The sequence below is a fragment of the Aliiroseovarius sp. PTFE2010 genome (assembly GCF_049943335.1).
Classification (GTDB): domain Bacteria; phylum Pseudomonadota; class Alphaproteobacteria; order Rhodobacterales; family Rhodobacteraceae; genus JBNFVY01.
Genome location: NZ_JBNFVY010000002.1, coordinates 267387 through 292613 on the forward strand (window position 1 = coordinate 267387; position 25227 = coordinate 292613).

Here is a 25227-nt window from a genome sequence, read left to right on the forward strand (position 1 = left end):
CTTGGTTTGGTCTGCTCCGCGACGGGCGCCCCCGAAATGGGATTCGGCATAAAAAACAAGGGCCGGTTGCCCGACCCTGCTCAAATGTCCGACGCTCTGCGGCCCCTTGACGGGCGCCGTATAGGGCAAAGGGCTCAATAACGCAAGGGGTTTGGCCACTTTAGACGCCGGCAAATGCGCGCCCCGGCCCCTGCGCCGCTAGACGGTTGAACCGTTGTTGTCGGCATCCTTGATCGCGGCGTCGATCAACGCGGCGGCCTTTTCCACGGCCTGCGCGATGCTCAGCGTGCTGGTGTCCAGTTCGATCGCGTCCGGCGCAATGGTCATCGGCGCGGTGGCACGGTCGGCGTCGCGCTGATCGCGGGCGCGCAGATCGGCCAGCACCTTGTCAAAATCGGTGTCGGCGCCGCCTGCGACCAGTTCTTCGAACCGGCGGCGGGCGCGCACCTCGTCGGTGGCGGTGACGAACAGCTTCACCTCGGCCTCGGGGCAGATCACGGTGCCGATGTCGCGCCCGTCCAGAACCGCGCCGCCCGCGCGCCGGGCAAAGGCGCGCTGAAAATCGACCAGCGCTTCGCGCACGTCCGGGATTGCCGCCACCTTGGAGGCCGCCTGCCCGGCCGCCGCCGTGCGCAGATCGCCGCGATCGAGATCCTCGGGGCGCAGGGCGCGCGCCGCGTCGATCGGATCGGTGCCGTCCGCCGCCAGCGCCCCGACCGCGCGGTAAAGCAGCCCGGTGTCCAGGTGCGCAAAGCCGTAGCGCGCGGCGAGGGCGCGGCTGATCGTGCCTTTTCCCGAAGCGGCGGGGCCGTCAATGGCAACGCAAAGACTCATGGCGTCTCCTGTCAATTGAGCGGCAATTTTTGACCCAGCGAACCTGCACTGTCAAACGTCGCGGCGAAAAAACACCCGCCGAACGATCAGCGGCACAACCACCAGCCCCGGCCAGACGGTCAGCAGCGCCTTGGCCTGCGTCAGAATGCTGGCCTGCGCGATCTGCGCGTCCGTCACCGCGCCGGGGGGCAGGCGCAGCATCGCGGCGATGCGCGCGTTTTCGGTCAGATCGCACAGCATGCCCAGCACGGATGACACGATCAACAGCACCGTTACCCAGCGTGCCACCCCGCGGGTGGCCCAGACGATGGACCAGCAGGCAATCACGCACAGCAGCACCGGATACACCGTGTCCAGCCGGCGCTGCACGTTCAGATAGAGCGCCCGCCCTTCGTCGCTGAGCGCGCCCAGAAAGGCGCGCGCGGCATCGGCGGAATAGCCGGACAGGCGCAGATCCAGCGCCGGCGATCCGGCATCGGCGGCAATGCGCGGCAAGGTGCCCAGCATCATGACCGTATAAAAACCGAAGGTGACGGCGACGATGGTCCAGTAGAGCGTAATGCGTGCGCGCCCGCTCACTCGGACTCGCGCGTGACCAGCGCCCCGAGACCGGCCATCAGCGGCTCGAAATCGGGAAAGGACGTGGCAATCGGGCTGCCGTCATCCACATGGACCGGCGCTTGCGCGGACATGCCCAGCACCAGGAAGGCCATGGCGATGCGGTGGTCCAGATGGCTGGCGCAAACCGCCCCGCCCGGCACGTTGCCCTGCCCCAGACCGTGCACGATCATCGTATCATGGTCTTCATCCACGCTGACCCCGCAGGCGCGCAGCCCCACGGCCATGGCGTCGATCCGGTCGCTTTCCTTGACGCGCAGTTCCTTGACGCCGCGCATCGTCGTGGTCCCGGCGGCATTGGCCGCGACGACCGACAGCACCGGGTATTCGTCGATCATGCTGGCCGCGCGCGCGGGGGGCACATCGACCCCTTTCAGATCCGGCGAATAGCGCACGCGCAGGTCGGCCACAGGTTCTCCGCCTTCTTCGCGCGGATTGTCAAAGACGATATCGGCGCCCATTTCGACCAGCGTGGTAAAAAGCCCGTTGCGCGTGGGGTTCTGGCTGACACCGGGCACGGTGATGTCCGAGCCGGGCACAAGGATCGCGGCGCAAACGGGAAAGGCCGCCGACGACGGATCGCGCGGCACGGCCACGGCCTGGGGGCGCAGTTCGGGCTGGCCGGTCAGGGTGATGCAGCGCCCTTCGGGGGTGTCTTCCACGGTGATCTCGGCGCCGAACCCTGCCAGCATGCGTTCGGTGTGATCGCGCGTTGCCTCGCGTTCGCGCACGATGGTCTTGCCCGGCGCGTTCAGCCCGGCCAGCAGCACCGCCGACTTGACCTGCGCCGATGGCACGGGGGTCACATAGTCGACCGGGACGGGCATTTCAGCCCCCACAAGTGTCAGTGGCAAGCGCCCGCCCGACCGGCCCACCGCCCGCGCGCCAAACAGCGCCACCGGGTCGCTCACCCGGCCCATCGGGCGTTTGCGCAAGCTGGCATCGCCGGTAAAGGTGACCGCAAAGGGATAGGTCGCAACCAGCCCCATCAACAGGCGCACCCCGGTGCCCGAGTTGCCGCAATTGATCACGTCGTCAGGTTCGCACAGACCGCCAACGCCCACGCCATGCACCGACCACGCGCGCCCATCGGCATCGCGGGTAATTTCGGCGCCCATGGCGCGCAGGGCCTTGGCGGTGTCCAGCACATCTTCGCCTTCGAGCAAGCCGGTGATGCGGGTTTCGCCGACCGCAAGCGCGCCGAAAATCAGCGCGCGGTGACTGATCGACTTGTCGCCCGGAACCTTGGCCTGGCCGGTCAACGGGCCGCACTTGGCGGATCTCATCGGGATGGGGGTGCCGTGTCCAGACATGCGGGTTCCTTGAATCGCTTGCGAGAAGTCTGCCGCGCCCTGATAGCGCACCCCCTGCGCCGGGTAAATCGGGCGCAGGCGAATTTGCGCGCGCCCGGCCTGCCCAGAGGCGGCGATCAGAGGCGGCGAAATGTCAGGTAATGGGGCGTGCGCCCTTCGCGCAGGGCCTTTTGTTCATAGCGGGTCGATAGCCAGTCGTCCCACGGGCGGCGCCAGTCATCCGCGCGCGCGCCCTGCCATTCGAACCCGGCCCTTGGCACTTCTTCCAGCGTCTGGCGGACATAGTCGGGGATGTCGGTCGCCACGCGAAATTCCGCCCCCGGTCTGAGCACCCGGTGCAGCGGCGCCAGATGTTCGGGCGTCACAAAGCGGCGGCGGTGGTGGCGGGCCTTGGGCCAGGGGTCGGGATAGAGCAGGAACGCCTTGTCGATGCTGGCGGGCGGCAGCACATCGAACAGGTCCCGCGCATCGCCCGGATGGACGGCCACGTTCTGTGTGCCCAGCCGCCGGATCTTGCCCAAGAGCGCCGCGACACCGTTGATGTACGGCTCGCATCCGATGATTTCGACCTGCGGGTTGAGACCGGCCTGATGCACCATATGTTCGCCCGAGCCAAAGCCGACCTCAAGCCAGACCGGCTTGCCGTGAAAGCGCGCGGCCATGTCGATGGGGGTGCGATCGGGGTTTGCGTCCCAATCCACCGCGCCGGGCGACAGGGCGGCCAGGTCCTGATCCAGATAGTCCTGCTGCGCCTTGTTCAGCGATTTGCCATGGCGGCGGCCATAGAAATTGCGCCACGGGGCGCCGGTTTTGTGTGTCTCGTCGGTCATGGCGCCCTGCTAGCGCCAAGGATGCGCCAAGGCAAGGGCGCGCACGGCCCCCGGCGGGCCGCCTGCGCAGACGGCAGAGACGGTGATGGTGCCAGTGATCGTGCCCGTGATCGTGGCAGCGATGGTGCCCGTGACGGTTGCCGTGATTTGCGCCATCGCGCACCGGGTCCAGAACGAATGCAATGTGCCCGGCAAGCCCCCCTGCCCGTTCACGCGGCACGGTCAGGGGGCGCAGACGCGGGTTAACCGCCGGATCAGACGGCTTTTTTCAACGCCTCGGCCAGATCGGTGCGTTCCCAGCTAAAGCCGCCATCGGCCTGGGGCGCGCGGCCAAAATGGCCGTAGGCGGCGGTGCGCTGGTAGATCGGCTTGTTCAGCTGCAGATGCGTGCGGATGCCGCGCGGGGTCAGGTCGATCACATCGCGTATCGCGTTTTCGATCTGGGCCGGATCAACCTGGCCGGTGCCATAGGTGTCGGCATAGATCGACAGAGGCTTGGCCACGCCGATGGCATAGGACAGCTGGATCAGGCAGCGTTCGGCCAGGCCGGCCGCAACCACGTTCTTGGCCAGGTAGCGCGCGGCATAGGCGGCGGACCGGTCCACCTTGGTCGGATCCTTGCCCGAAAACGCGCCGCCCCCGTGCGGGGCCGCCCCGCCATAGGTGTCCACGATGATCTTGCGCCCGGTCAGGCCTGCGTCCCCGTCCGGGCCGCCGATCACGAACTTGCCGGTCGGGTTGACCCACCATTCGGTGTTTTCGGTCAGCCAGCCATCGGGCAGAACCTGCCGGATGTAGGGTTCGACAATCGCGCGGATATCGTCCGAGCTCTGGGTTTCGTCGGTGTGCTGGGTCGACAACACCAGCGACGTCACTTCGACCGGCTTGCCATCCACATAGCGCAGCGACAGCTGGCTTTTGGCGTCTGGGCCCAGCGTAGGTTCGGTGCCGTTCTTGCGCACCTCGGCCAGGCGGGCAAGGATCGCGTGGGCATAGTGAACCGGGGCGGGCATCAATTCGGGCGTTTCGCGCACCGCATAGCCAAACATGATCCCCTGATCGCCTGCGCCTTCGTCCTTGCCGGTGGCCGCATCGACGCCCTGGGCGATATGGGCGGATTGTTCGTGCAGGTAGTTCGACACCTTGAGCGTCTGCCAGTGGAACTTGTCCTGTTCATAGCCGATATCGCGCACGCAGTCGCGCACGATCCCGTCCATGTTTTTCATGTATTCCGACAGCTTGGCCTGATCTGACAGCCCCACTTCGCCGCCGATCACGACGCGGTCGGTGGTGGCAAAGGTCTCGCAGGCGACGCGCGCTTCGGGCTCTTCTGCCAGCAACGTGTCAAGGATGGCATCGGAAATCCGGTCACAGACTTTGTCCGGATGCCCCTCGGATACGGATTCCGAGGTAAAAATATAGTTCTGTCGGGTCATGAAAGCGCTCCACTAAAGTGACCGTCGCACGCCAGGAAGCCGTTGTGCGCGGCAATTGCTCAGCGATACCCGCAGGTTGTGTCCGGGTCAAACGCTTTCTCGGCGCGTGCGCAACGTCACGGTCACGATACCGACGATAAGCAACACCGCGACCGGCAGATCGCCCGTGCGGCTGTAAAGCGTGGGCGGCGCAGGCGCGGGCAGGCGCACATCCAGCCGCCCGGCCACGTTCAGCGGCAGCGCGGCCTGCACCCGCCCGCGCGCATCGATCAGCGCCGAAATGCCGGTATTGGCGGCGCGAATCAGCGGCAACCCGGTTTCGATCGCGCGCATCCGCGCCTGCACCAGATGCTGCTGCGGGCCTGCGAAATTGCCGAACCACGCATCGTTGGTGATTTGCAGCACCCAGTCGGGGCGCGTCGCGGTGCGCAGGTCGTGGGGGAACACCGCCTCGTAGCAGATCAGGGGCAGCGCATGGCCAAGCGCGCCCAGATCCAGCACCTGCGGCCCTGGCCCTGCGCTGAAACCGTAGCCGCTGGCTTGGGTAAACGTCTGCAGCCCGAGCGCACGCAGCAGCCCCGGCAGCGGGATGTATTCGCCAAAGGGAACAAGGTGGTGCTTGTCGTAGCGCAGGCGGGGATTTCCGGTGTCATCCAGGACCACCAGCGCGTTATAGGCGCGCCCGGCGGCATCGGCGTTGATCCCGGTGATCATCGGGGTGCCGGTCGCCGCGCTCATCAACTCGAACGCGGGCCCCGCACGGCTGAGCCAGGTCGCGACCGCGCTTTCGGGCCAGATCACCAGATCGGGTTTCGGCGCGGCCGAGCTGAGCTTGAGCGCGCGTTGAAAGAACATCGGCGCCTTTACCGGATCCCATTTGTCGCGCTGCGCCGCGTTGGGCTGGACGATGCGGATCAGGGGCGCTTGGGGCCGTGTTTGTGCCAGTGTGTCGGGCCGTATTTCTGGCCATGTTTCTGGCAGTGTTTCGGGCCGTGTGTCGGGCGCCGCCAGGGCCGCCAGCGACAGCGCGCCGCCCACCGCAGCCGGGGCCAGCAGCGCGGCCAGACGGCGCTGCGCCGCGGCCCACTGCACCAGCGCCGCCATCATCGCAAAGGCCACCATCAGCCCATAGGGCCCGATCCACGCCAGAGCCGCCGCCATGGGCGTGTCGATCAACGCCTGCACCGGACTGGCCCAGGGAAAGCCGGTAAACAGGTGGGCGCGGGTCAGTTCGGCGGCGCCAAGGGCCAGAACCCAGCCCGCCCGGCCTGCCTGGCCTGCCCGGCCGTTCCGGCCCGGTGCAAACCGCCCCGCAAGCCACATGACCAGCCACATGAACAGGCCCCAGATCAGCGCCAGCCCGCCAGCCATGAAGATGACGGCGAACGGGGCCATCCAACCGTGGCGCGCAAGATCCACAAGGAACGGTTCCACCAGCCAATGCAGCGAGGCGCCGAAATAGGCGACGCCAAACCACCACGCCACAAATCCCGCCTGCCGCGGCGTGCTGATCAGGTGCAGCCCCAGCCACCCGGCCAGCCCGACCAACGTCAGCGGCCAGACCAACAGTGGCGCCATGCCCGCGGCAGACACCCCGCCCAAGGCCGCCGCCGCAACATAGCGACGACGCCCTTGCAGGTATGGATTTGGCTTATTCGGCAGCTTCCACGGCCTCGGGCAGGCGCACGCGCACACGCTTGATCCGCCGGGGATCGGCATCGACGATGGTGAATTCCGCACCTGACGGATGGGGCACCACTTCGCCGCGCGCGGGCACGCGGCCCGTCAGCAGGAACACCAGCCCGCCCAGCGTGTCGATTTCTTCGTCCACGTCGACATCGGACAGGGTCATGCCGATTTCGGCCTCAAGTTCGTCCAGCGGCGTCTTGGCCTGCGCGATCCAGGCGCCGGGGCCATCGGCGGTCCAATAGGTGCCTTCGGCGATGTCGTGTTCGTCTTCGATTTCGCCGATGACCTGCTCGATCAGGTCTTCCAGCGTCACCAGCCCATCGACCCCGCCGTATTCGTCGATCACCAGCGCCATATGCATGCGCTCGCTCTGCATCTTTTGCAGCAGCACCCCGATCGGCATCGACGGCGGCGCAAACAGCAAGGGGCGCACCAGCTTGCGCATGGAAAAGCGCCCGCCCCCGTCAAACCCGTGGGTCAGCGCAAAATCCTTGAGATGGATCAGCCCGATCGGCGTGTCGAGCGTGCCGTTATACACCGGCAGGCGCGTCAGGCCGCTGTCGCGGAACACCTTCACCAGGTCTTCTTTCTTTATGTCGACCGGCACCGCGACCATATCCGCCTTGGGAATGGCCACATCTTCGACCTGCACACGGCGCAGGTTGAGCATGCCGAAGTTCTGCGTCTGGACGGTGCCGCGCGGGCCGGTGTCTTCGGGTACCGGACGCTGGGTGGTTTTTGGCGACAACAAATGACCGAACAGGCGGCTGAACAGCCCCCGTTTCGGTTGCGATATCTTGACTTGCGGAGGCGCGCTTTGCGCTGCCGCAGAAGACCCATCAGGGGAAGTGTCCATCAGTCCTTTCCAATTGTGCCGGGCCAATACACGCCCGCAATTTCACGAATATGGGTCCGCAAGGCCCATGGATGCAAGTATCGCGACCTCATGTCGTTCCATGACCGTGGCATCTTGGTCATCAATATGATCGTAGCCCAGAAGATGTAACAGCCCGTGAACAAGCAGGTGCGTGACGTGATCGGCCAACGGTTTGGCCTGCTCGGCGGCCTCGCGCGCGCAGGTATCATAGGCAATGGCGATGTCGCCCAGTTCGGTCGGGAACGGGCCGTCGGCGACCTGGGGCGCGGCGGGCGCGGCGCCCGGCGTGGCGGGGGCGCGATCCTCGGATGGCCAGCTGAGCACGTTGGTCGCGGTGGGCTTTTCGCGAAAATCGGCGTTCAGGGCCGCAATGCGTGCGTCGTCGCAGGCCAACAGCGCAACTTCCAGCCCCTGCGCCCCGATATCCAGATGCGCCAGCGTTGCGGCAAAGGCCGTTTCGGCCAGCCGTTCCAGGCCCAGATCAGCCCAACGGTCATCTTCAATGACGGTGTCAACGATCATGGCCGGGCCATGCCCTGCCCCGCCTGTGCCCAGACCGCCACGGGCAGATCGAACGCAAAGACCGCCATGGCCTTGTACAGGCCGCCGGCAAAGCCGGGGCCACAGACCCAGAGCGCCGCCAGTGCTGACAGCGGCGTCGCGATTGGAACAAAAAGTTTAGCCTGACACATCGTCCGCGTCATACGCCTCGATGATCCTGGCGACAAGCGGGTGGCGCACAACGTCTTTCGAGGTGAAGTAATTGAACGCGATATTATCGATATGCGACAGCAGGCGCTCGGCGTCGCGCAGGCCCGATTGCACCCCGCGCGGCAAATCGACCTGGCTGCGATCGCCTGTGATCACCATGCGCGACCCTTCGCCCAAACGGGTCAGGAACATCTTCATCTGCATGGTGGTGGCGTTCTGTGCTTCGTCCAGCACAACAAAGGCGTTCGACAGCGTGCGCCCCCGCATGAAGGCCAGCGGCGCGATTTCGATCTTTTTCTCTTCGATCAGCTTGGCCACTTGCTTGGCGGGCAGAAAATCGTTCAGCGCGTCATAGAGCGGCTGCATGTAGGGATCGACCTTGTCTTTCATGTCGCCCGGCAGATAGCCCAGCTTTTCGCCCGCCTCGACCGCCGGGCGCGACAGGATGATCCGGTCGACATGACCGCCCATGAACATGTTCACCCCCACGGCAACGGCCAGATAGGTCTTGCCGGTGCCTGCCGGGCCGATCCCGAACCCCAGTTCATTCTTGTAAAGGTTCGTGACATAGGCCTTTTGGGCGGCCGTGCGCGGTTCGATGGTCTTCTTGCGGGTGCGGATTTCCACCCTGCCGGTGTCGGAAAAAAGTTCCGCCTGATCGCTGGGTTCATGCATCCGGTCGGCGCCGCCCATGCGGATTTCGCCATCAATCGCCCCCGCATCCACATCACCGCCGTGTTCGAGACGCTGATAGAGTTCCTGCAGGACCACCGCCGCCTGACTGCGCGGGTCAGGTTCGCCCATCACCGCCAGGACATTGCCTCGGCGCAGGATCTGGACCTGAAGCTGATGTTCGATCTGAGCAAGGTTGCGGTCAAACTCGCCGCAAAGGTCAATCAACAGGCGGTTGTCTGGAAATTCCAGAAGCGTCTCATGCGAGGCTTCGGGAGATGGCGGGGGTGTCAACGCGCTAAGGCCCAATCAGAACTCCGTATCAAAGGTCTTGTATCTCGATGGTGCCAAGGCCCCACCTTTGGTGCAAGCCTGAATCGAGAAACTTCACATCTCTGTAACGAAAAAGGCCGTGCGGGGTTCCGCACGGCCAGCGATGCCTGATTGATGGGCAAAGCCGGGTTCAGATCGAATCATCGATCGTCGAGCCGGATCGGAACGGGCCGACAGCCGTGTTCGGCGCGCCCGCGCCGGAACAGACCATGGCACCGGTCCGTGGATCGCGGCGCGCATCCATGTAGCCTTCGATCCCGTCGTCGATGATCCAATGATCGCACCCATTGGGATCAATCCAGATCCCCGCCTTTAGGTCCGTGAGCGGCTTTTTGTCGGTGCCATAATCAATGGTCTTGTTCGCACCGGTCCGGCCCGAGTCTTCGCACCCGGCCAGAATCCCGACGGCCAGAAGGGCGGCGATTACCTTGGTTGTCGTCATGTCTCCGCTCCTCCGGCTCATTTCACACACACGATTTCGACGCGGCGGTTTTCGGCCATGCCAGCGGCCGTGTTGTTCGACGCGCGCGGCTTGCGTTCGCCGTAGCCTTCGACTTTCTGAATCGTTTTGCCCGCGCTTTGTGCAATCGCAGCCACGGCATTGGCGCGGTTCTTGCTGAGCGTCATGTTATACGCGTCCGAGCCGCGGGCATCGGTGTGCCCCTGGATGATGTAGGCCTTGGCCGGATTGTCGTTGAAGAATTGAAGGACGCGGTCGCGCCCTTCGGCTGATACGGTATAGCTGTCGGTGGCAAACAACGCGTCTGAGCCGAGCGTGCCGCAGGACAGGCTGGGCGCGGTGCGGCCACAGACCGGCAAGCCGTTACGCTTGAGATGCGGCGTCATATAGCCTTCGAACCCGTCGTCCATCACGAAATGCTCGCACCCGTCCGGATCGATCCAGATCGATGGCACGTAACTTTCGCCAGACACGACCTCTTGCGCCATTGCGCCATTTGCGCCTGCTGCCACAAGCACCGCTGCGACACCGGCAGCGGCCATCGCCCTGCCGGACGCGTCAAAAAGTTTGGTAAACACCGCTTTAATCCTCACTCTAGAAAACGACGTGGCACTTTTCGTGCTGCTCCGTCTTTTATTGGGTGCAGCTTAACAAACCCTGACGACTCCTGTGAAGCCAACTTATCCACACACTGTGGATAATGGCGCAACAGCGGTGTGATTTTGCACCTATTGGCGCGCGGTCGTCACCAATCAGCTACCGGAACCGCAGGCGCGTTTATCCAACCAGCGTTCCGGCAAGCGAATTTGTCCCGCTTCGCGTGATTCTGACCCTGCGAATGTCGCCCTTGGCGATGGTGTCATCGGCCACATGCACCGCGTGCAGGTAATCGGATTTGCCCACCATCTGGCCGGGCTGGCGGCCGGGTTTTTCGAACAGCACCGACACGTCGCGCCCGACCATGCTCTCCTGGGTTGCGCGCTGCTGTTCGGCCAGCAACGCCTGCAGCTCTTGCAGCCGGGCGTCGGCGACCTGCGGGTCGACCAGGGCCTTTTCGGCCGCCGGGGTCCCGGGGCGGGCGCTGTATTTGAACGAATAGGCGGTGCCATAGCCAACCTGACGGATCAGGGCCATGGTATCGGCGAAATCAGCATCGGTTTCACCCGGAAACCCCACGATGAAGTCGCCCGAGATCAGGATATCGGGGCGCGCGGCGCGGATGCGTTCGATCAGGCGGATGTACTGCTCGGCGGTATGCTTGCGGTTCATCGCCTTGAGGATCCGATCGCTGCCGGCCTGCACGGGCAGGTGCAAATAGGGCATCAGCTTGGGTTCATCGCCATGGGCGGCGATCAGATCGTCTTCCATGTCGTTGGGGTGGCTTGTGGTGTAGCGGATGCGGTCCAGCCCATCCACGCGGGCCAGTTCGCGCACCAGACGGGCCAGCGACCAGTCGCCGCCATCGCTCGCGCCGTGATAGGCGTTGACGTTCTGGCCCAGCAGCGTGATCTCGCGCACGCCGCGTTCGACCAGATCGCGCGCTTCGGCCAGAACGCGCGCGGCCGGGCGGCTGACTTCGGCGCCCCGCGTGTAGGGCACCACGCAAAAGGCGCAGAACTTGTCGCAGCCTTCCTGCACGGTCAGGAATGCCGTGGGCGCGCGTTTGGCCTTGGGGCGGGCGGGCATGTGTTCGAATTTGTCTTCGGCCGGGAAATCGGTATCGAGCGCCTTTTCCCCGGACCGCGCCTTGGCTTCCAGTTCGGGCAGGCGGTGATAGCTTTGCGGGCCCACGACCAGATCGACCATCGGCTGTCGGCGCATGATCTCTTCGCCCTCGGCCTGGGCGACACAACCGGCCACGCCGATCGTCAGGTCGGGCCTGGCGGTTTTCAACCCCCGGAAGCGGCCCAATTCGGAATAGATCTTTTCGGCCGCCTTTTCACGGATGTGGCACGTATTCAGCAAGATCATGTCGGCGTCGTCAGGGGTGGCGGTTTCGACATACCCCGCGCCGCCCAGGGCTTCGGCCATGCGTTCACTGTCATAGACGTTCATCTGACAGCCATAGGTCTTGATATACAGCTTTTTAGGCTCTGACATGATACGCGCTCCGGGTTGAGGCCGCTCTGTACACCCATCGCCCGCGCCCCGCAACGCTTGCATCGCGGGGCTCTTCATGGCCTGTTAAGCAGAATGCGGCCAACAAGGCTGCCATGGGCAGTGCGATGCGATACCAGAACCTCAAGTCCTTCCTTGCCGACGGCAAGGCGGCGCTGGCCAAGGGGCCGGTGGCCCTGATCTTTGCCGAGGACCTGAGCGAGGTAGACACCACCATCCGCCACCACCGGAACCTGGGCTTTCGCGAGGTGGTGTTGTTCGCCCCGGCCGAGCTGGAGCTGCCCGCAGCGCTGGAAAAGACCGTCCACCGGGTCACCCAGACAACCACGTCGATGGCCATCACCACCGACACGGTCAACCAGATCATCGATGCGGCGCCGGGGATCTGGCTGTATTACTGTTTCAACGCCGAATACCTGTTCTTTCCGTTCTGCGAGACCCGCACGGTCGGGGAAATGCTGGCCTTTCACACCGAAGAACGGCGCGATGCGATGCTCAGCTATGTCATCGACCTGTATGCCGGCGATCTGAGCGAGGCCCCGAACGCGGTATCGCTGGAAGACGCGCACCTGGACCGGTCGGGCTATTACGCCGAAGCGCGGCAAGACCCCGACAACGAAAACCGCCCCAAGGATCGGCAACTGAACTTTCACGGCGGGCTGCGCTGGCGCTATGAGGAACACATCCCCCCTGCCCGCCGCAAGATTGACCGCATCGCGCTGTTCAAGGCCAAACCCGGCCTGCGCCTGCGGGACGATCACACCTTTTCTGACGAAGAATACAACACCTTCGCCTGTCCCTGGCACAACAACCTGACCGCCGCCATCGCCAGTTTCCGCACCGCCAAGGCCCTGCGCGCCAACGCCGGTTCGCGGTTTGAAATCGACACGTTCACCTGGCACAATTCGGTGGAATTCGAATGGCATTCCCAGCAGCTTATGGATCTGGGCCTGATGGAGCCCGGGCAATGGTTTTAGCCGGTTTTAGGCGGTTTTAGGCGGTTTTAGGCGATTTTTGGCCCGCGCCCGCGATCGCTTTGACACCCGGCGCATGGCTGATAGACTCGCGCTAAATCTGAGCACCCGCTGATGCGGCCTCATACATTCATCCAGACATCTGAGGACCATTCATGACCGAAGCGAAATCGGGCGACAAAGTTCGCATTCATTACACCGGCACCCTGCAAGACGGCACCGTCTTTGACAGCTCGCAGGGGCGCGACCCGCTGGAATTCACCGTTGGCAGTGGCCAGGTCATTCCGGGGTTGGACAAACACCTGCCCGGCATGACCGTGGGCGAAACCAAGACCGTCACCGCCGAAGCGGGCGAAGCCTATGGGCCGCCCCATGACGATGCGATCCAGGACGTTCCGCGCGAACAGATCCCCGCCGACCTGCCGCTGGACATCGGCACGCAACTGCAGATGCAGACCCCTCAGGGCCAGGCAATTCCGGTGCGCGTGGTCAAGGTCACCGAAGACACCGTGACGCTGGACGCCAACCACCCGCTGGCCGGCGAAGACCTGACCTTTGCGATCGAGCTGGTCGAAATCGCCTGATCCGGGCCAACATCACCATGAAAAAGCCGGGGCCTGCGCCTCGGCTTTTTTGTTGCCCACCGGGATGCGTCAATTCAGGGTTTCGGGCGCGATACGACCCGGCACCCCCATCGCGCCGCGCGGATGCGACTACGTCGATCATGGGCGCGGGGGCGCCGATCGTGAGATTTCCGCGGCCGGCCCAGAACAGCCGTGTCGATCTTTTCACTCAGCAACCCGTCCTGCGGGCGTCCTGAGTGATCACGATGAACTCTGGTTTCAGGCTGGGCAGCGATTTGGCGTTCTTACGCAGGATTTGGCGTCGTTTCGCAGAATGGTATCGCGGTGGGCCGTGTTCGAAACGATCAGCGTGCAATCGGGCAAGCGCAATGGCCGAGCCTTGCGCGCCATCAAACACCAGCGGATGCAGGTTGTGGACACGGATCGATGTGTTGCAGGGGTGGTGTATGGGCGATGTCGGCCGCCTTTTCAAAGGCGGGTTCAAAGATGGGCGCGGGCGCGCGGGCTTCAGGTGCGCCGCAGCCGGATCACCACGTCGACCTTGGCCACGGTGGTGCCGTCGGGGGCTTTGGGCAGGCGCGCGATTTCCAATTCGTCCGCCGGCGCGTCTGTCAGATCGGCGCTGTCTTCCCAATAGAAGTGCGGGTGATCGTCCAGCCGGGTGTCGAAATAGCTTTTTGAACCATCGACGGTGATTTCCTGGACCAGCCCTGCCTCGGTAAAGGCGCGCAGCGTGTTGTAGACGGTCGCCAGCGACACCGTATCGCCCGCCGCGCGCGCCGCATCGAACAGCGCTTCGGCGGTGACATGGCGGTGCTGCCCGTCGCCCACCATCAGCGCCGCCAACGCCACGCGCTGGCGCGTGGGGCGCAGGCCGGCGTTCATCAGCCAGCCTTCGGTTTGCTTCAAGATGGTATCGTCCAGTGGCATTTCCGCTTCCCTCTGGCCGCCAATATAGAAGCGAAACGTGGTCCTTTTCAACGTCAAACCCTGTTTCGCACCAATCGGGCAATGCCTATGGTCCTATTGCAACCGCCAAAGCGCCGATGCTAGGGAAGGGATCAAAGCACTGAACGGCACAGAAGTGGAACGAGCGGCATGTCGCAATACCCCAGCAGTTTCGACAAGGAAGACCTTTTGAAATGCGCCCGCGGCGAACTGTTCGGACCCGGCAACGCCCAGTTGCCCGCCCCGCCCATGCTGATGATGGACCGCATCACCGACGTGTCGGCAGATGGCGGCGAACATGGCAAGGGCCATATCACCGCCGAGTTCGATATCACGCCCGATCTGTGGTTCTTCGAATGCCACTTCCCCGGCAATCCGATCATGCCTGGCTGCCTGGGGCTGGATGGATTGTGGCAGCTGACCGGCTTTAATCTGGGCTGGCGCGGCTGGCAGGGGCGTGGCTATGCCCTGGGCGTGGGCGAAGTAAAGCTGACAGGCATGGTCCGCCCAGACCGCAAGATGCTGACCTACAAGATCGACTTCACCAAGGCGATCCAGACCCGCCGCCTGACAATGGGCGTCGCCGACGGGATCGTGGAAGCCGACGGCGATGAGATCTACCGCGTCAAGGATATGAAAGTAGCTCTGTCCGAGAGCTGATCCGATACACCAGCGCCCCGGCCCTGCCCGCGCGGCGCCATTCAAGCCAAGGAATACACCCATGCGCCGCGTCGTCGTCACAGGATTGGGGATCGTCTCTTCGATCGGGAACACTACAGATCAGGTTCTGGAGTCGCTGAAAACCGGAACCTCGGGGATCACTTTCAACGAAGACATGGCCGCGCATGGCTTTCGCAGCCAGATCGCGGGCAACATCAAGCTGGACGTGGCCGAACATGTCGACAAGCGCACGCTGCGCTTCATGGGGCCCGGCGCGGCCTATGCCCATATCGCCATGCAACAGGCCATTGCCGACGCGGGGCTGGAAGAGGGCGATGTCGTCAACCCGCGCACCGGCCTTGTGGCCGGATCGGGCGGGCCGTCGACCAGCGCCCTGCTGACCGCGCACCAGAGTGTTCTGAAAACCGGCGCGACCAAGCGGATCGGGCCCTTTGCGGTGCCCAAGTGCATGTCCTCGACCATCAGCGCCAACCTGGCGACGGCGTTCCAGATCAAGGGCATCAACTATTCGATCACGTCGGCCTGCTCGACATCGCTGCATTGCATCGGAAATGCGGCCGAACAAATCATGATGGGCAAACAGGACGTGATGTTCGCCGGCGGCGGCGAAGAATTGGACTGGACCCTGTCGTGCCTGTTTGACGCCATGGGCGCGATGTCGTCCAAGTATAACGACACCCCGGAAAAAGCCTCGCGCGCGTTCGATGCGAACCGCGACGGCTTCGTGATTGGTGGCGGCGGCGGCATCGTGGTGCTTGAGGATCTTGAGCACGCCAAGGCGCGCGGCGCCAAAATCTATGCCGAAATCACAGGGCTGGGCGCCACATCCGACGGCGCCGACATGGTGGCCCCATCCGGTGAAGGCGGCGAACGGGCCATGCGGCTGGCCCTGCAGACCCTGCCCGAAGGCCGCAAGGTCAGCTACATCAATGCGCATGGCACCAGCACGCCCGTCGGCGACGTGGGCGAAGTCGAAGCCGTGCGCCGCGTGTTCGGCGCCGGCAACACGCCCCCGATCAGCAGCACCAAATCGATGACCGGCCACAGCCAGGGCGCGACCGGCGCGCAAGAAGCGATCTATTGCCTGCTGATGCTGGAACACGATTTCATCGCGCCGTCGATCAATGTCGAAACGCTGGACCCGGCGCTGGACCCGGCCGAAATCGCAACGTCGCTGGTGCAAAACGCCGGCTTGGACACGGTGATGACCAACAGCTTTGGCTTTGGCGGCACCAATGGATCGATGCTTATGTCGAAATACAACGGGTAGGGGTAGATGGCGGAACTGATGACCGGCAAGCGCGGGCTTGTCATGGGCGTGGCAAACGAACGCTCGATCGCCTGGGGCATTGCCAAGGCCCTGGCCGACGAAGGGGCCGAGCTGGCCTTTACCTATCAGGGCGAAGGGTTCGGCAAGCGCCTGCGCCCGCTGGCCGAAAGCGTCGGGTCCGACACGATGGTGGATGTCGATGTCACCAACCCCGACCAGATGGACCGTGCCTTTGGCGCACTGGAAGACAAATGGGGCACGATGGATTTCGTGGTACATGCCATCGCCTTTTCGGACAAGACGGAACTGGCGGGCCGGTTCATCGACACCTCGATCGACAACTTCAAGAATTCGCTGCATATCTCGTGCTACAGCTTTATCGACGTGGCCAAGCGCGCCTCGGTGATGATGACGGGCGGCGGCACGCTGATCACGCTGACGTTTCAGGGATCGAACGCGGTGGTGCCGAACTATAACGTGATGGGCGTGGCCAAGGCGGCGCTGGAAAGTTCGGTGCGCTACCTTGCGTCAGATCTTGGGCCACAAGGCATCCGCGTCAACGCGATCAGCCCGGGCCCGATGAAAACGCTGGCCGGCAGCGCCATCGGCGGGGCGCGCCGCACGTATCGCCATGCCGAAGAGAACGCCCCGATGCAGTCGAACGCCACGTTGGACGCGGTGGGCGGCACTGCGGTCTACCTGGCCTCGGATGCGGGGGCCTGCACGACGGGCGAAATCATCCACGTCGACGGGGGCTATCATGTGATGGGCATGCCCCGGTTCGAAAACATCTGAGCAAAGCGCACGGGGGCCGCTAGTGGCCCGGCCCCCGTCCCTGCCCCGGCCCCTGCCCCCGTCCCTGCCCCACGCCGCAATCGGTGCATCCGTCGCAGGCGCGGGCGCGGTCCTTCATCTCTACCAGCATGTTCGAAAATTCTTCGCCGTCGCCATAGTCAACGAACCGGTCGTAGTGCGCATGACGGTCCGGCAAGTGCCGCCCGTGCTTGATCGGGCACCAATAATATTCCGTGCGCCCGGCCACCTCGCGCACATAGGCCAACAGCCCGTTACAGTAGCCGCAATAGACACAATACAGCTTTTGCAGGATGTTCAGATAGGTCAGCTTGTGCCGGTCGACGGCGATATAGTCGCGCCGCCGGACCTTGGGGATACCGTAGACGGGAAAGCAGATCGCCTGATAGACCGATACGAACAAGTCCATGAGAACGAAGGGAATGATCAGCGAAAAGATCAGCGGCGCGGTGACGATTTCCATCAGGCGGGCGCGGCCCAGAAAGGTCGCCCAGCGCATGCGGAACAGACGCCCGCGCTTGCGCGCCTCGTCTTCAAAGACGATGCGTCCGTTTTCCCAGCGATAGCGAAACTGGGCCGCGCGTTCTGACGCTTCGCGTTCCAGATTGGCTTGAAGATCGCGCAGGTTTTCCCTTAGTCGCTCTACCGTGTTGTTCATGGTCGTCTCCGAAAAATGCTGGCGCACATATTGATCCAACCGAACACGCAATGCGCAATCGGAAACAGTATGTTGTGTTAATTTTTTCTGCGCAATTCGCCACATTCCTGCCACATTTGAACCCCCACTTGGACAAGAACTTCTGGGGCTGACCGATTCCGCAATCATGACGACATCATATTTTATTCTACTTACGTCTATTCTGATCGCACTGGGCGTCGCCGTCAGTTTGCGGCCTGTTCAGGTGTCCGGGGCCGCCCCGCGCCGCCTTGTTCTGCATGGGTTCGACGGCACCGGTGTGGTGCTGGCCTTTGTGCTGTTCATCATGGCAACCATACTGGTGGGCCCGCTGGTGGCGGCGTCGGTTCTGCTGTCGCTGTTCATTTATGAACTGGGGCAGGCGCTGGCCCGGCGCTCGCTGTGCGCGGGCGAACCACGGCTGCGCATCCTTCCGGTGCCTTTTCTCAGCCCGCGCGGCGCGCAAAGCGACGATCCGGCCGCCGAAGCGTTCGTGGTGCTGATGGGCGCGGGCCTGTCGCTGGCGCCGGTCGCGCTGGCTCTGGGGGTCGCGCAGGTCGTCGCCGGGTCATCGCCCGGCCTGGCGTTTGCGCTTTTGACCTTTGGGGCGACCTGCGGCGCGGTGAATTTCATCATGCTGCTGCCCTTCCTGCCGCTGGACGGTGGGCGCTGTATCCGCGCGGTTTCGAACAGTTTCTGGCCCAGCATGGGGCCGCTGATCAGCATTTTCCTGGTCGCGGCCTTTGCCTCGGCGGCGCTGCAAAACCAGTCGATCGGCTTTCTGGTGCTGGCCGCGATCGGGTTGCAGAGCCTGCTGCCGCGCCGCAATGCCACCCTGCCCCTGCCGCAGAACACCGCACTGATCGTTCTGGCGGCCTATGCGTTTACGCTGGCAGCCCATTTCATGGCCGGTCAGGCCATTCTGGACGGGCTGCTTTAGTCACTTTTCATTTGCCGGCGCCCATGTCACCCTGTCCGAAACGGGGGGCGACATGACCATCAAAGCCTGTGTATTCGACGCCTATGGAACGCTGTTCGACGTGGCCGCCGCCGCGCGCGAAGCCGCGCGCGATCCTGCCTTTGCCCCATTGCGGGACCTGTGGCCGCAAGTGGCGCGCGATTGGCGGCTCAAGCAGTTGCAATACACCTGGCTGCGCGCCGTGGCCGATGCCCATTGCGACTTTTGGCAGGTCACGCAGGATGGGCTGGATTGGGCGCTGGACTCCGCCAATCTGGCCGATCCGGCGCTGCGCGAACGGCTATTGGCGCTCTACTGGGAATTGTCCCCCTTCCCCGAGGTTCCCCAGGTGCTGGCCACGCTGAAGGCGCGCGGCTTTCAAACCGCGATCCTGTCCAACGGCTCGCCGGCCATGCTGGACGGCGCGGTGCAATCGGCGGGTCTTGGCGATGTTCTGGACGATGTGCTCAGCGTTCAGTCCGTGGGCGTGTTCAAACCCCATGCCTCGGTCTACCAACTGGCGGTGGACCGCTTTGATTGCCCGCCCGATCAGATCCTCTTTGTCAGCTCGAACGGCTGGGACGCGGCCGGCGGCGCGGGGTTCGGATTTCGCACCGTCTGGGTCAACCGCATGGCCGAGCCCATTGACCGTTTGCCCTGGCGCCCCACCGAAATCCTGACCGACCTGACGGAAATTCCCGACCTTGCCGGACGATTCTGATGCCCCATTTCACCACATTCGACGGTCTGAACCTGCACTACGATGACCAGGGCGACGGGCTGGCGGTGCTGTGCTTGGCGGGGCTGACGCGCAACGGGCGCGATTTCGATCATGTCGCGCCGCATCTGGACGGTGTGCGTCTGATCCGCATGGACTATCGCGGGCGCGGGCAGTCCGACTATGGTGACTGGCGCAGCTATACCATCGAGAACGAGGCGCGCGACGCGATCAAGCTGCTTGACCATCTGGGGCTGGCGGACGCCGCCATCCTCGGCACCTCGCGCGGGGGGCTGATCGCCATGCTTCTGGGCCTGACCGATGGCGACCGGGTGCGCGGCGTCGCGCTGAACGATATCGGGCCAGAGCTGGACACATCCGGGCTGGACCGGATCGCGGGGTATCTGGGCAAGCCGCCGCCATGGACCACGCTGGCGGATGCGGCCGCAGCGATGCCCGCCGCCAATCCCGGTTTTACCGATGTGCCGCCCGCGCGTTGGCGCGCTCAGGTCGAAAACAACTATGTGCAGGGCGATCATGGCCTGCAGCTGCGCTATGATCCGAAATTGCGCGACGCGGTGCTGGAAGCGCCCACAGGCGATGCGCCCGATCTGTGGCCGCTGTTCGATGCGCTGGCCGGCAAGCCGGTGGCGCTGATCCGGGGCGCGAACTCTGACCTTTTGGGCGCCGACACCGCGCAAAAGATGCAAGACCGCCACCCCGGCCTGATCTACCGCGAGGTGCCGGGCCGCGCCCATGTGCCGTTTCTGGACGAAGCCCCGGCGCTAGAGGCGCTGCGCACGTGGATCCAGCAGTGCCGGTGAACCGGTCCGATGTCGAAGATGCCGCGCGCCGCCTGTTCGGGCATGTCCGGCGCACGCCATTGCTGTCGTCACCATTTCTGGACGACATCGCGGGGCGCCGCGTGCTGGTCAAAGCCGAATCCCTGCAACACAGCGGCTCGTTCAAGTTTCGCGGCGCGTGGTCGGCCATTTCCGCCCTGCCATCGGACCAGCGGGCGCGCGGCGTCATCGCCTATTCGTCAGGCAATCACGCGCAGGGCATCGCGTTTGCAGCCATGTTGCACGCCATTCCCAGCGTCATCGTGATGCCGTCGGACGCGCCCGCGATCAAGGTGGCCAACACCCGCGCCTACGGGGCCGAAGTGGTGCTGTATGACCGCGCGGTGGAAAGCCGTGAACAGATCGGCCAAGCCCTGGCGCGCGATCGCGGCCTGACCCTGATCCGCCCCTACGACGAGCCTCTGGTAATCGCGGGTCAGGCCAGCGTGGGGATCGAGATCGCCGAACAGGCGGCCGAATTAGACATCTTTGACGCAGAGGTGCTGGTGTGTTGCGGCGGCGGCGGGCTGACATCCGGCGTTGCGCTGGCGTTGGAAACCCACGCCCCGCAGATGCGCGCACGTCCGGTCGAGCCGGAAGGGTTCGACGATGTCGCGCGTTCACTGGCAGCGGGCCGGATTCTGGCCAACCCGGCGCTGTCCGGGTCGATCTGCGATGCGGTGCTGACGCCAAAGCCGGGCGATATTACCTTCCCCATCCTGCAACGCCTGTGCGGCCCCGGCATCGTCGTCAGTGATGACGAAGCGCGGCGCGCGATGGCGCTGGCGTTTTTACGGTTGAAACTGGTGCTCGAGCCGGGCGGCGCGGTGGCACTGGCGGCAGCGCTGTTCCATCCGCCGCAGGCTGACACGGTGATCGCGGTGGCATCGGGCGGCAACGTCGATCCCACGCTATTCGCCCAAACGCTGCAGGATTTCGACGGCTGAATTTTCCGGGGCGCGGCGGGCTGCGGACGCCGGGTCCGGCCAGGCGGCCCCACAATATTCCCCGGCCAATCTCCCCCCCCATTTCCAGCCCTTTTTCAAGCCCTTTTCCGGGCCCTGCTGCGCCCCGTTTGCCCAGATTGCCCCCATAAACTAATTGACGCCGCCAATTACCTTTGCGCATCTTGCGCCAGCACGGAGGCAACGCATGCGCACACAGGTTTGCATCATCGGGGGCGGCCCGTCGGGACTGCTGTTGTCGCAGTTGCTGCACCGCAAAGGTATCGATAGCGTGGTGCTGGAACGCAAGACCAAGGAATATGTCCTGGGCCGGATCCGGGCCGGCGTTCTGGAACAGGGCCTGGTCGATCTGATGCGCCAGGCCGGGGTGGCCGCACGGATGGAATCTGAAGGCTACGTGCATGACGGCACCCAGATTTCCTGTGGCGATGCTCTGATCCGCATCGACATCAAGGCGCTGACCGGCAAGCCCGTGGTCGTGTATGGCCAGACCGAAGTCACGCGCGATCTCTACGCGGCGCGTGAAAATTCGGGCGGGCAGATTGAATTCAACGTCGAGGGCGTGACGATCCATGACGCCAGAACGGACGCGCCCAGTGTCACCTTTGTGCGCGATGGAACGCACCACCGCATCGATTGTGATTTCGTGGCTGGCTGCGACGGGTTCCACGGCGTCTCGCGCAAGACGATCCCCGATGATGTGCGGCGCGACTATGAAAAGGTCTATCCCTTTGGCTGGCTGGGTGTTCTGTCGCAAACCCCACCCGTCGATCACGAACTGATCTACGCCGCGTCAGAGCGGGGGTTTGCCCTGGCGTCCATGCGCAATTCGAACCTGTCCCGCTATTACATCCAGGTGCCCCTGTCGCACAGGCCCGACGACTGGCCCGATCAGACCTTTTGGGGCGAATTCAAAAAGCGCATTCCCCAGGGCCACGCCGCCAGGCTGATCACCGGGCCGATCATCGAAAAATCCATCGCCCCCTTGCGCAGTTTCGTGACCGAACCGATGCGGTGGGGCCGCCTGTTCCTGTGCGGTGACGCGGCGCACATCGTGCCCCCCACCGGCGCCAAGGGGCTGAACACGGCCGCCAGCGATGTGCACTACCTGTATCAGGGGCTCTGCCAGCACTATCTGGAGGGCAGCGATGACGGCATCGTTGCCTATTCCGACAAGGCGCTGGCCCGCATCTGGAAGGCCGAGCGATTCAGCTGGTGGATGACGAACCTGTTGCACCGCTTCCCCGAATGGTCAGACTTTGACTTGAAGATGCAACAGGCCGAAATCGACTTTCTGCGCAGCAATGAAGCCGCGCAGCGGGCGTTGGCCGAAAACTATGTGGGGTTGCCCTACTGATGAAAGTTTCCGTTGGGGATATTTCGCTGAACATGCACGAGGATGGCGACCCGAACGGCGCACCGATCGTCTTTGCCAATTCGCTGGGGACTGATCTGCGCCTGTGGGACAAGGTGGTGCCGCTGTTGCCGCCTGGTCTGCGGATCATCCGGTTCGACAAGCGCGGGCACGGGCAATCCGACGTGCCCGATGCGCCCTATTCGATGGGCCAACTGGTGAGCGATACCGAACGGCTTCTGGACGCCCTGGGCGTGAAAGACGCGATGTTTGTTGGCCTGTCCATCGGCGGGATGATTGCGCAGGGCCTGGCCGTCAAACGGCTGGACCTGGTGCGCGCGGTGGTGCTGTCGAACACCGCCTACAAGTTCGGCACCGCGCAAACCTGGGCCGACCGGATCAGCGCGATCCGCGCCGGCGGAATCCAAGCCCAGGGCGACGAGATCATGGCGCGCTGGTTCTCCAAACCCTTCCGAAATGGCCCCGAGCTGCAATTCTGGCGCGACATGCTGACGGGCCAGCCGCTGGAAGGCTATCTTGGCTGTTGCGCGGCCATCGCGGGCACCGACATGTACACCCCCACCGCCGGGCTGCGCCTGCCCGCCCTTGGGATCGCGGGCGATGCAGACGGATCATCCCCGCCCGACCTGGTGCGCGAGACCGCGGCGCTGATCCCCGGCTCGCAGTTTCACCTGATCCGCGGCGCGGGGCATCTGCCTTGCGTCGAAAAACCCGACGAATACGCCGAAGTGCTGACGAAATTCCTGAAGGAGACAGGCCATGTCTGACCGCTACACCCAAGGGATCAAAACCCGCCGCGCCGTATTGGGCGATGCGCATGTTGAGCGCGCCGAAGCGAACACGACCGAATTTGACGCCCCCTTCCAGACCCTGATCACCGAAGGCGCCTGGGGCACCGTGTGGTCCAGCGACGGGATCACCAGGCGCGAACGGTCCATGTTGACGCTGGCCTTGCTGGCCGCCACCGGCAATTTCGATGAAATCCCGATGCACATCCGGGCCACGGCCAACACCGGCGCAAGCCAGCGCGACGTTCTGGAAGCCTTTCAGCATGTCGCCATCTACGCCGGCGTTCCGCGCGCGAACCGGGCCTTGAAACTGGCCAAGGCGACCTATGCCGAAATGGAGGAAAATTCATGACCGATCCCGGCCCTCTGGTGGCGCGCAATCGTGACATGCACCCGGTCGTGTGCGACCCCAATTACAAGACATCCGTGGCGCGCTCGCCCGACTGGGCGCTGCTGTCAATGGAAAGCACGCCGTCCGAAGAAACCGGCCCGCGGTTCGGCCATTCGATGCTGGGCAAATATGACAACAACCTGATTGTGAATTTCACCAACGGCAAGGCCCACGCCATAGGCGAACGGGTTCTGGTCCATGGCCGGGTGCTGGATGAATTCGCCCGCCCGGTGCCCAACACGCTGGTCGAAATCTGGCAGGCCAATGCCGGCGGGCGCTATCGTCACGCCAAGGACACCTATTTTGCCCCGCTCGATCCCAACTTTGGCGGTTGCGGGCGCACCATCACCGATGACGACGGGCACTACGAATTCCTGACCATTCGCCCCGGCGCCTACCCATGGCAGAACCGCGGCAATGACTGGCGGCCGATGCACATACACTTTTCCGTCTTTGGGCACAGCTTTGGCCAGCGCCTGATGACCCAGATGTATTTTCAGGGCGATCCGCTGATCGATCTCTGCCCGATTGCGCATACGATCAAGCAGCGCAGCCAGCTTGACCGCCTGGTCGCCCCGCTGGACATGGCCAAGGCCCGCCCGATGGATTTTCTGGCCTACAAGTTCGACATCGTGCTGCGGGGGCGCCGCCAGACCATGTTCGAAAACAAGATAGAGGGCAGCTGACATGGTCCAATCGCTTGAGAACCTGTTTGAAACGCCGTCACAAACCGCCGGCCCCTACGTCCACCTTGGGTGCATCCCGACCTTCGCGGGCCATCCCGATATCTATGGCAAAGACGTGGGACAAAGCCCGATCGAGGACGGCGCACAGGGCACGCTGATCGAGATCTCGGGATCCGTATACGACGGGCTGGGCTGGGCGCTGCGCGATGCGATGATCGAAAGCTGGCAGGCAGATGCGAACGGCAGGTTCGCCGGGCAGGACGGCGCCGACCCCAAGGTGCCCGGCTTTTGCCGGTTCGCCGCCGACCAGCAAACCGGAGCGTTCACGCTGCGCACGATCAAGCCGGGCAAGGTTCCGATACGCGGCGGCGGCTTTCAGGCGCCACATATCAGCCTGTGGATCGTCGGGCGTGGCATCAACATCGGCCTGAACACGCGCCTCTATTTCGAAGATGAAGACAACACGCGCGATCCCCTGCTATCGCGGATTGAACAAAAGACCCGTATCGCAACGCTGATCGCCAAGCCGGACGGCGATGGAAAATACCGGTTCGACATCCACCTGAAAGGCAGCGACGAAACCGTCTTTCTGGATTTATGATCCGCGTCCCATCTGACTGCATCCGAGGGCTGACGCGCCCCCGGTTTTGTTTATAGTGCGCCAAAA

30 protein-coding genes and 1 riboswitch are annotated in these 25227 nt (G+C 64.0%); of the genes, 14 read left to right on the forward strand and 16 right to left on the reverse strand.

What is annotated here, in order from left to right:
* Positions 1-198: 198 nt before the first annotated feature.
* The 14 genes from ACP2AV_RS05140 to miaB all read right to left on the reverse strand — a co-directional run bounded on the left by ACP2AV_RS05140 (position 199) and on the right by miaB (position 11873).
* Positions 199-834, reverse strand: a complete 636-nt coding sequence (locus ACP2AV_RS05140) for a (d)CMP kinase (protein WP_426371610.1) — start codon at positions 832-834, stop codon at positions 199-201.
* Positions 835-885: 51 nt separating this feature from the next.
* Entirely contained in the window at positions 886-1413 is a 528-nt protein-coding gene (locus ACP2AV_RS05145; protein ID WP_426371611.1) for a hypothetical protein, read from the reverse strand.
* Positions 1410-2765: a 3-phosphoshikimate 1-carboxyvinyltransferase gene (aroA, locus tag ACP2AV_RS05150; RefSeq protein WP_426371612.1), complete on the reverse strand. Its 1356-nt coding sequence runs from the start codon at positions 2763-2765 to the stop codon at positions 1410-1412. The genes ACP2AV_RS05145 and aroA overlap by 4 nt, the downstream gene beginning before the upstream one ends.
* A gap of 116 nt (positions 2766-2881) precedes the next feature.
* Positions 2882-3595: a tRNA (guanine(46)-N(7))-methyltransferase TrmB gene (gene trmB / locus ACP2AV_RS05155; RefSeq protein WP_426371613.1), complete on the reverse strand. Its 714-nt coding sequence runs from the start codon at positions 3593-3595 to the stop codon at positions 2882-2884.
* A gap of 9 nt (positions 3596-3604) precedes the next feature.
* Positions 3605-3751: a hypothetical protein gene (locus ACP2AV_RS05160; RefSeq protein ID WP_426371614.1), complete on the reverse strand. Its 147-nt coding sequence runs from the start codon at positions 3749-3751 to the stop codon at positions 3605-3607.
* A gap of 98 nt (positions 3752-3849) precedes the next feature.
* The gene (metK, locus tag ACP2AV_RS05165) at positions 3850-5031 is read right to left on the reverse strand and encodes a methionine adenosyltransferase (RefSeq protein ID WP_426371615.1); all 1182 of its coding nucleotides are present in this window, start codon (positions 5029-5031) and stop codon (positions 3850-3852) included.
* 5 nt (positions 5032-5036) lie between these two features.
* A riboswitch (SAM-SAH riboswitch) is annotated at positions 5037-5085 on the reverse strand.
* Between the two features lie 33 nt (positions 5086-5118).
* Positions 5119-6624 carry an apolipoprotein N-acyltransferase gene (gene lnt, locus ACP2AV_RS05170; RefSeq protein ID WP_426371788.1) on the reverse strand — a complete coding sequence of 502 codons (1506 nt, stop codon included), beginning with the start codon at positions 6622-6624 and terminating at the stop codon, positions 5119-5121.
* A gap of 58 nt (positions 6625-6682) precedes the next feature.
* Positions 6683-7576 (reverse strand): hemolysin family protein, encoded by an 894-nt coding sequence (locus ACP2AV_RS05175; protein ID WP_426371616.1) that lies wholly within the window; start codon positions 7574-7576, stop codon positions 6683-6685.
* Between the two features lie 42 nt (positions 7577-7618).
* Positions 7619-8119: an rRNA maturation RNase YbeY gene (ybeY, locus tag ACP2AV_RS05180; RefSeq protein ID WP_426371617.1), complete on the reverse strand. Its 501-nt coding sequence runs from the start codon at positions 8117-8119 to the stop codon at positions 7619-7621.
* Positions 8116-8289 (reverse strand): hypothetical protein, encoded by a 174-nt coding sequence (locus tag ACP2AV_RS05185; protein WP_426371618.1) that lies wholly within the window; start codon positions 8287-8289, stop codon positions 8116-8118. Before ACP2AV_RS05185 ends, ybeY begins: the two co-directional genes overlap by 4 nt.
* On the reverse strand, positions 8276-9289 hold the full coding sequence (locus tag ACP2AV_RS05190) for a PhoH family protein (protein WP_426371619.1): 1014 nt from the start codon (positions 9287-9289) through the stop codon (positions 8276-8278). Before ACP2AV_RS05190 ends, ACP2AV_RS05185 begins: the two co-directional genes overlap by 14 nt.
* Before the next feature lie 154 nt (positions 9290-9443).
* Positions 9444-9755, reverse strand: a complete 312-nt coding sequence (locus ACP2AV_RS05195) for a hypothetical protein (protein ID WP_426371620.1) — start codon at positions 9753-9755, stop codon at positions 9444-9446.
* A 17-nt stretch (positions 9756-9772) separates the two neighbouring features.
* Complete coding sequence (locus ACP2AV_RS05200) at positions 9773-10351, reverse strand: OmpA family protein (protein WP_426371621.1); 579 nt, start codon at positions 10349-10351, stop codon at positions 9773-9775.
* Positions 10352-10550: 199 nt separating this feature from the next.
* Positions 10551-11873 carry a tRNA (N6-isopentenyl adenosine(37)-C2)-methylthiotransferase MiaB gene (miaB, locus tag ACP2AV_RS05205; RefSeq protein ID WP_426371622.1) on the reverse strand — a complete coding sequence of 441 codons (1323 nt, stop codon included), beginning with the start codon at positions 11871-11873 and terminating at the stop codon, positions 10551-10553.
* Between the two features lie 125 nt (positions 11874-11998).
* Between miaB and ACP2AV_RS05210 the strand changes: the two genes are divergently transcribed.
* Positions 11999-12868: a hypothetical protein gene (locus ACP2AV_RS05210; protein ID WP_426371623.1), complete on the forward strand. Its 870-nt coding sequence runs from the start codon at positions 11999-12001 to the stop codon at positions 12866-12868.
* A gap of 152 nt (positions 12869-13020) precedes the next feature.
* Positions 13021-13449, forward strand: coding sequence for an FKBP-type peptidyl-prolyl cis-trans isomerase (locus tag ACP2AV_RS05215; protein ID WP_426371624.1), 429 nt, complete (start codon positions 13021-13023; stop codon positions 13447-13449).
* A 507-nt stretch (positions 13450-13956) separates the two neighbouring features.
* Here the strand turns inward: ACP2AV_RS05215 and irrA are convergent.
* Complete coding sequence (irrA, locus tag ACP2AV_RS05220; protein WP_426371625.1) at positions 13957-14379, reverse strand: iron response transcriptional regulator IrrA; 423 nt, start codon at positions 14377-14379, stop codon at positions 13957-13959.
* 168 nt (positions 14380-14547) lie between these two features.
* On the opposite strand from irrA, the gene fabA reads away from it, so the two are divergent.
* From fabA to ACP2AV_RS05235, 3 genes are all read left to right on the forward strand, one after another.
* Complete coding sequence (gene fabA, locus ACP2AV_RS05225) at positions 14548-15057, forward strand: bifunctional 3-hydroxydecanoyl-ACP dehydratase/trans-2-decenoyl-ACP isomerase (protein WP_426371626.1); 510 nt, start codon at positions 14548-14550, stop codon at positions 15055-15057.
* A gap of 61 nt (positions 15058-15118) precedes the next feature.
* A complete protein-coding gene (gene fabB, locus ACP2AV_RS05230; protein ID WP_426371627.1) occupies positions 15119-16348 on the forward strand; it encodes a beta-ketoacyl-ACP synthase I in 1230 nt (409 codons plus the stop codon).
* 6 nt (positions 16349-16354) lie between these two features.
* Positions 16355-17143 (forward strand): enoyl-ACP reductase FabI, encoded by a 789-nt coding sequence (locus ACP2AV_RS05235; RefSeq protein ID WP_426371628.1) that lies wholly within the window; start codon positions 16355-16357, stop codon positions 17141-17143.
* Between the two features lie 19 nt (positions 17144-17162).
* On the opposite strand, the gene ACP2AV_RS05240 is transcribed toward ACP2AV_RS05235, so the two are convergent.
* Positions 17163-17819 carry a hypothetical protein gene (locus tag ACP2AV_RS05240; RefSeq protein WP_426371630.1) on the reverse strand — a complete coding sequence of 219 codons (657 nt, stop codon included), beginning with the start codon at positions 17817-17819 and terminating at the stop codon, positions 17163-17165.
* 166 nt (positions 17820-17985) lie between these two features.
* Here ACP2AV_RS05240 and ACP2AV_RS05245 point away from each other — a divergent pair, with 166 nt between their 5' ends.
* From ACP2AV_RS05245 to pcaG, 9 genes are all read left to right on the forward strand, one after another.
* A complete protein-coding gene (locus ACP2AV_RS05245) occupies positions 17986-18777 on the forward strand; it encodes a hypothetical protein (RefSeq protein ID WP_426371631.1) in 792 nt (263 codons plus the stop codon).
* Between the two features lie 52 nt (positions 18778-18829).
* Positions 18830-19516 carry a haloacid dehalogenase type II gene (locus ACP2AV_RS05250; protein WP_426371632.1) on the forward strand — a complete coding sequence of 229 codons (687 nt, stop codon included), beginning with the start codon at positions 18830-18832 and terminating at the stop codon, positions 19514-19516.
* Positions 19516-20337: an alpha/beta fold hydrolase gene (locus ACP2AV_RS05255; protein ID WP_426371633.1), complete on the forward strand. Its 822-nt coding sequence runs from the start codon at positions 19516-19518 to the stop codon at positions 20335-20337. Before ACP2AV_RS05250 ends, ACP2AV_RS05255 begins: the two co-directional genes overlap by 1 nt.
* A complete protein-coding gene (locus ACP2AV_RS05260; RefSeq protein WP_426371634.1) occupies positions 20316-21302 on the forward strand; it encodes a threonine ammonia-lyase in 987 nt (328 codons plus the stop codon). The genes ACP2AV_RS05255 and ACP2AV_RS05260 overlap by 22 nt, the downstream gene beginning before the upstream one ends.
* 205 nt (positions 21303-21507) lie before the next feature.
* Positions 21508-22677 carry a 4-hydroxybenzoate 3-monooxygenase gene (gene pobA / locus ACP2AV_RS05265; RefSeq protein WP_426371635.1) on the forward strand — a complete coding sequence of 390 codons (1170 nt, stop codon included), beginning with the start codon at positions 21508-21510 and terminating at the stop codon, positions 22675-22677.
* On the forward strand, positions 22677-23462 hold the full coding sequence (gene pcaD, locus ACP2AV_RS05270; protein WP_426371636.1) for a 3-oxoadipate enol-lactonase: 786 nt from the start codon (positions 22677-22679) through the stop codon (positions 23460-23462). The genes pobA and pcaD overlap by 1 nt, the downstream gene beginning before the upstream one ends.
* The gene (gene pcaC, locus ACP2AV_RS05275; protein WP_426371637.1) at positions 23455-23835 is read left to right on the forward strand and encodes a 4-carboxymuconolactone decarboxylase; all 381 of its coding nucleotides are present in this window, start codon (positions 23455-23457) and stop codon (positions 23833-23835) included. Before pcaD ends, pcaC begins: the two co-directional genes overlap by 8 nt.
* On the forward strand, positions 23832-24560 hold the full coding sequence (gene pcaH / locus ACP2AV_RS05280) for a protocatechuate 3,4-dioxygenase subunit beta (RefSeq protein WP_426371638.1): 729 nt from the start codon (positions 23832-23834) through the stop codon (positions 24558-24560). Before pcaC ends, pcaH begins: the two co-directional genes overlap by 4 nt.
* A gap of 1 nt (position 24561) precedes the next feature.
* Positions 24562-25161, forward strand: a complete 600-nt coding sequence (gene pcaG / locus ACP2AV_RS05285; RefSeq protein ID WP_426371639.1) for a protocatechuate 3,4-dioxygenase subunit alpha — start codon at positions 24562-24564, stop codon at positions 25159-25161.
* Positions 25162-25227 lie beyond the last annotated feature (66 nt).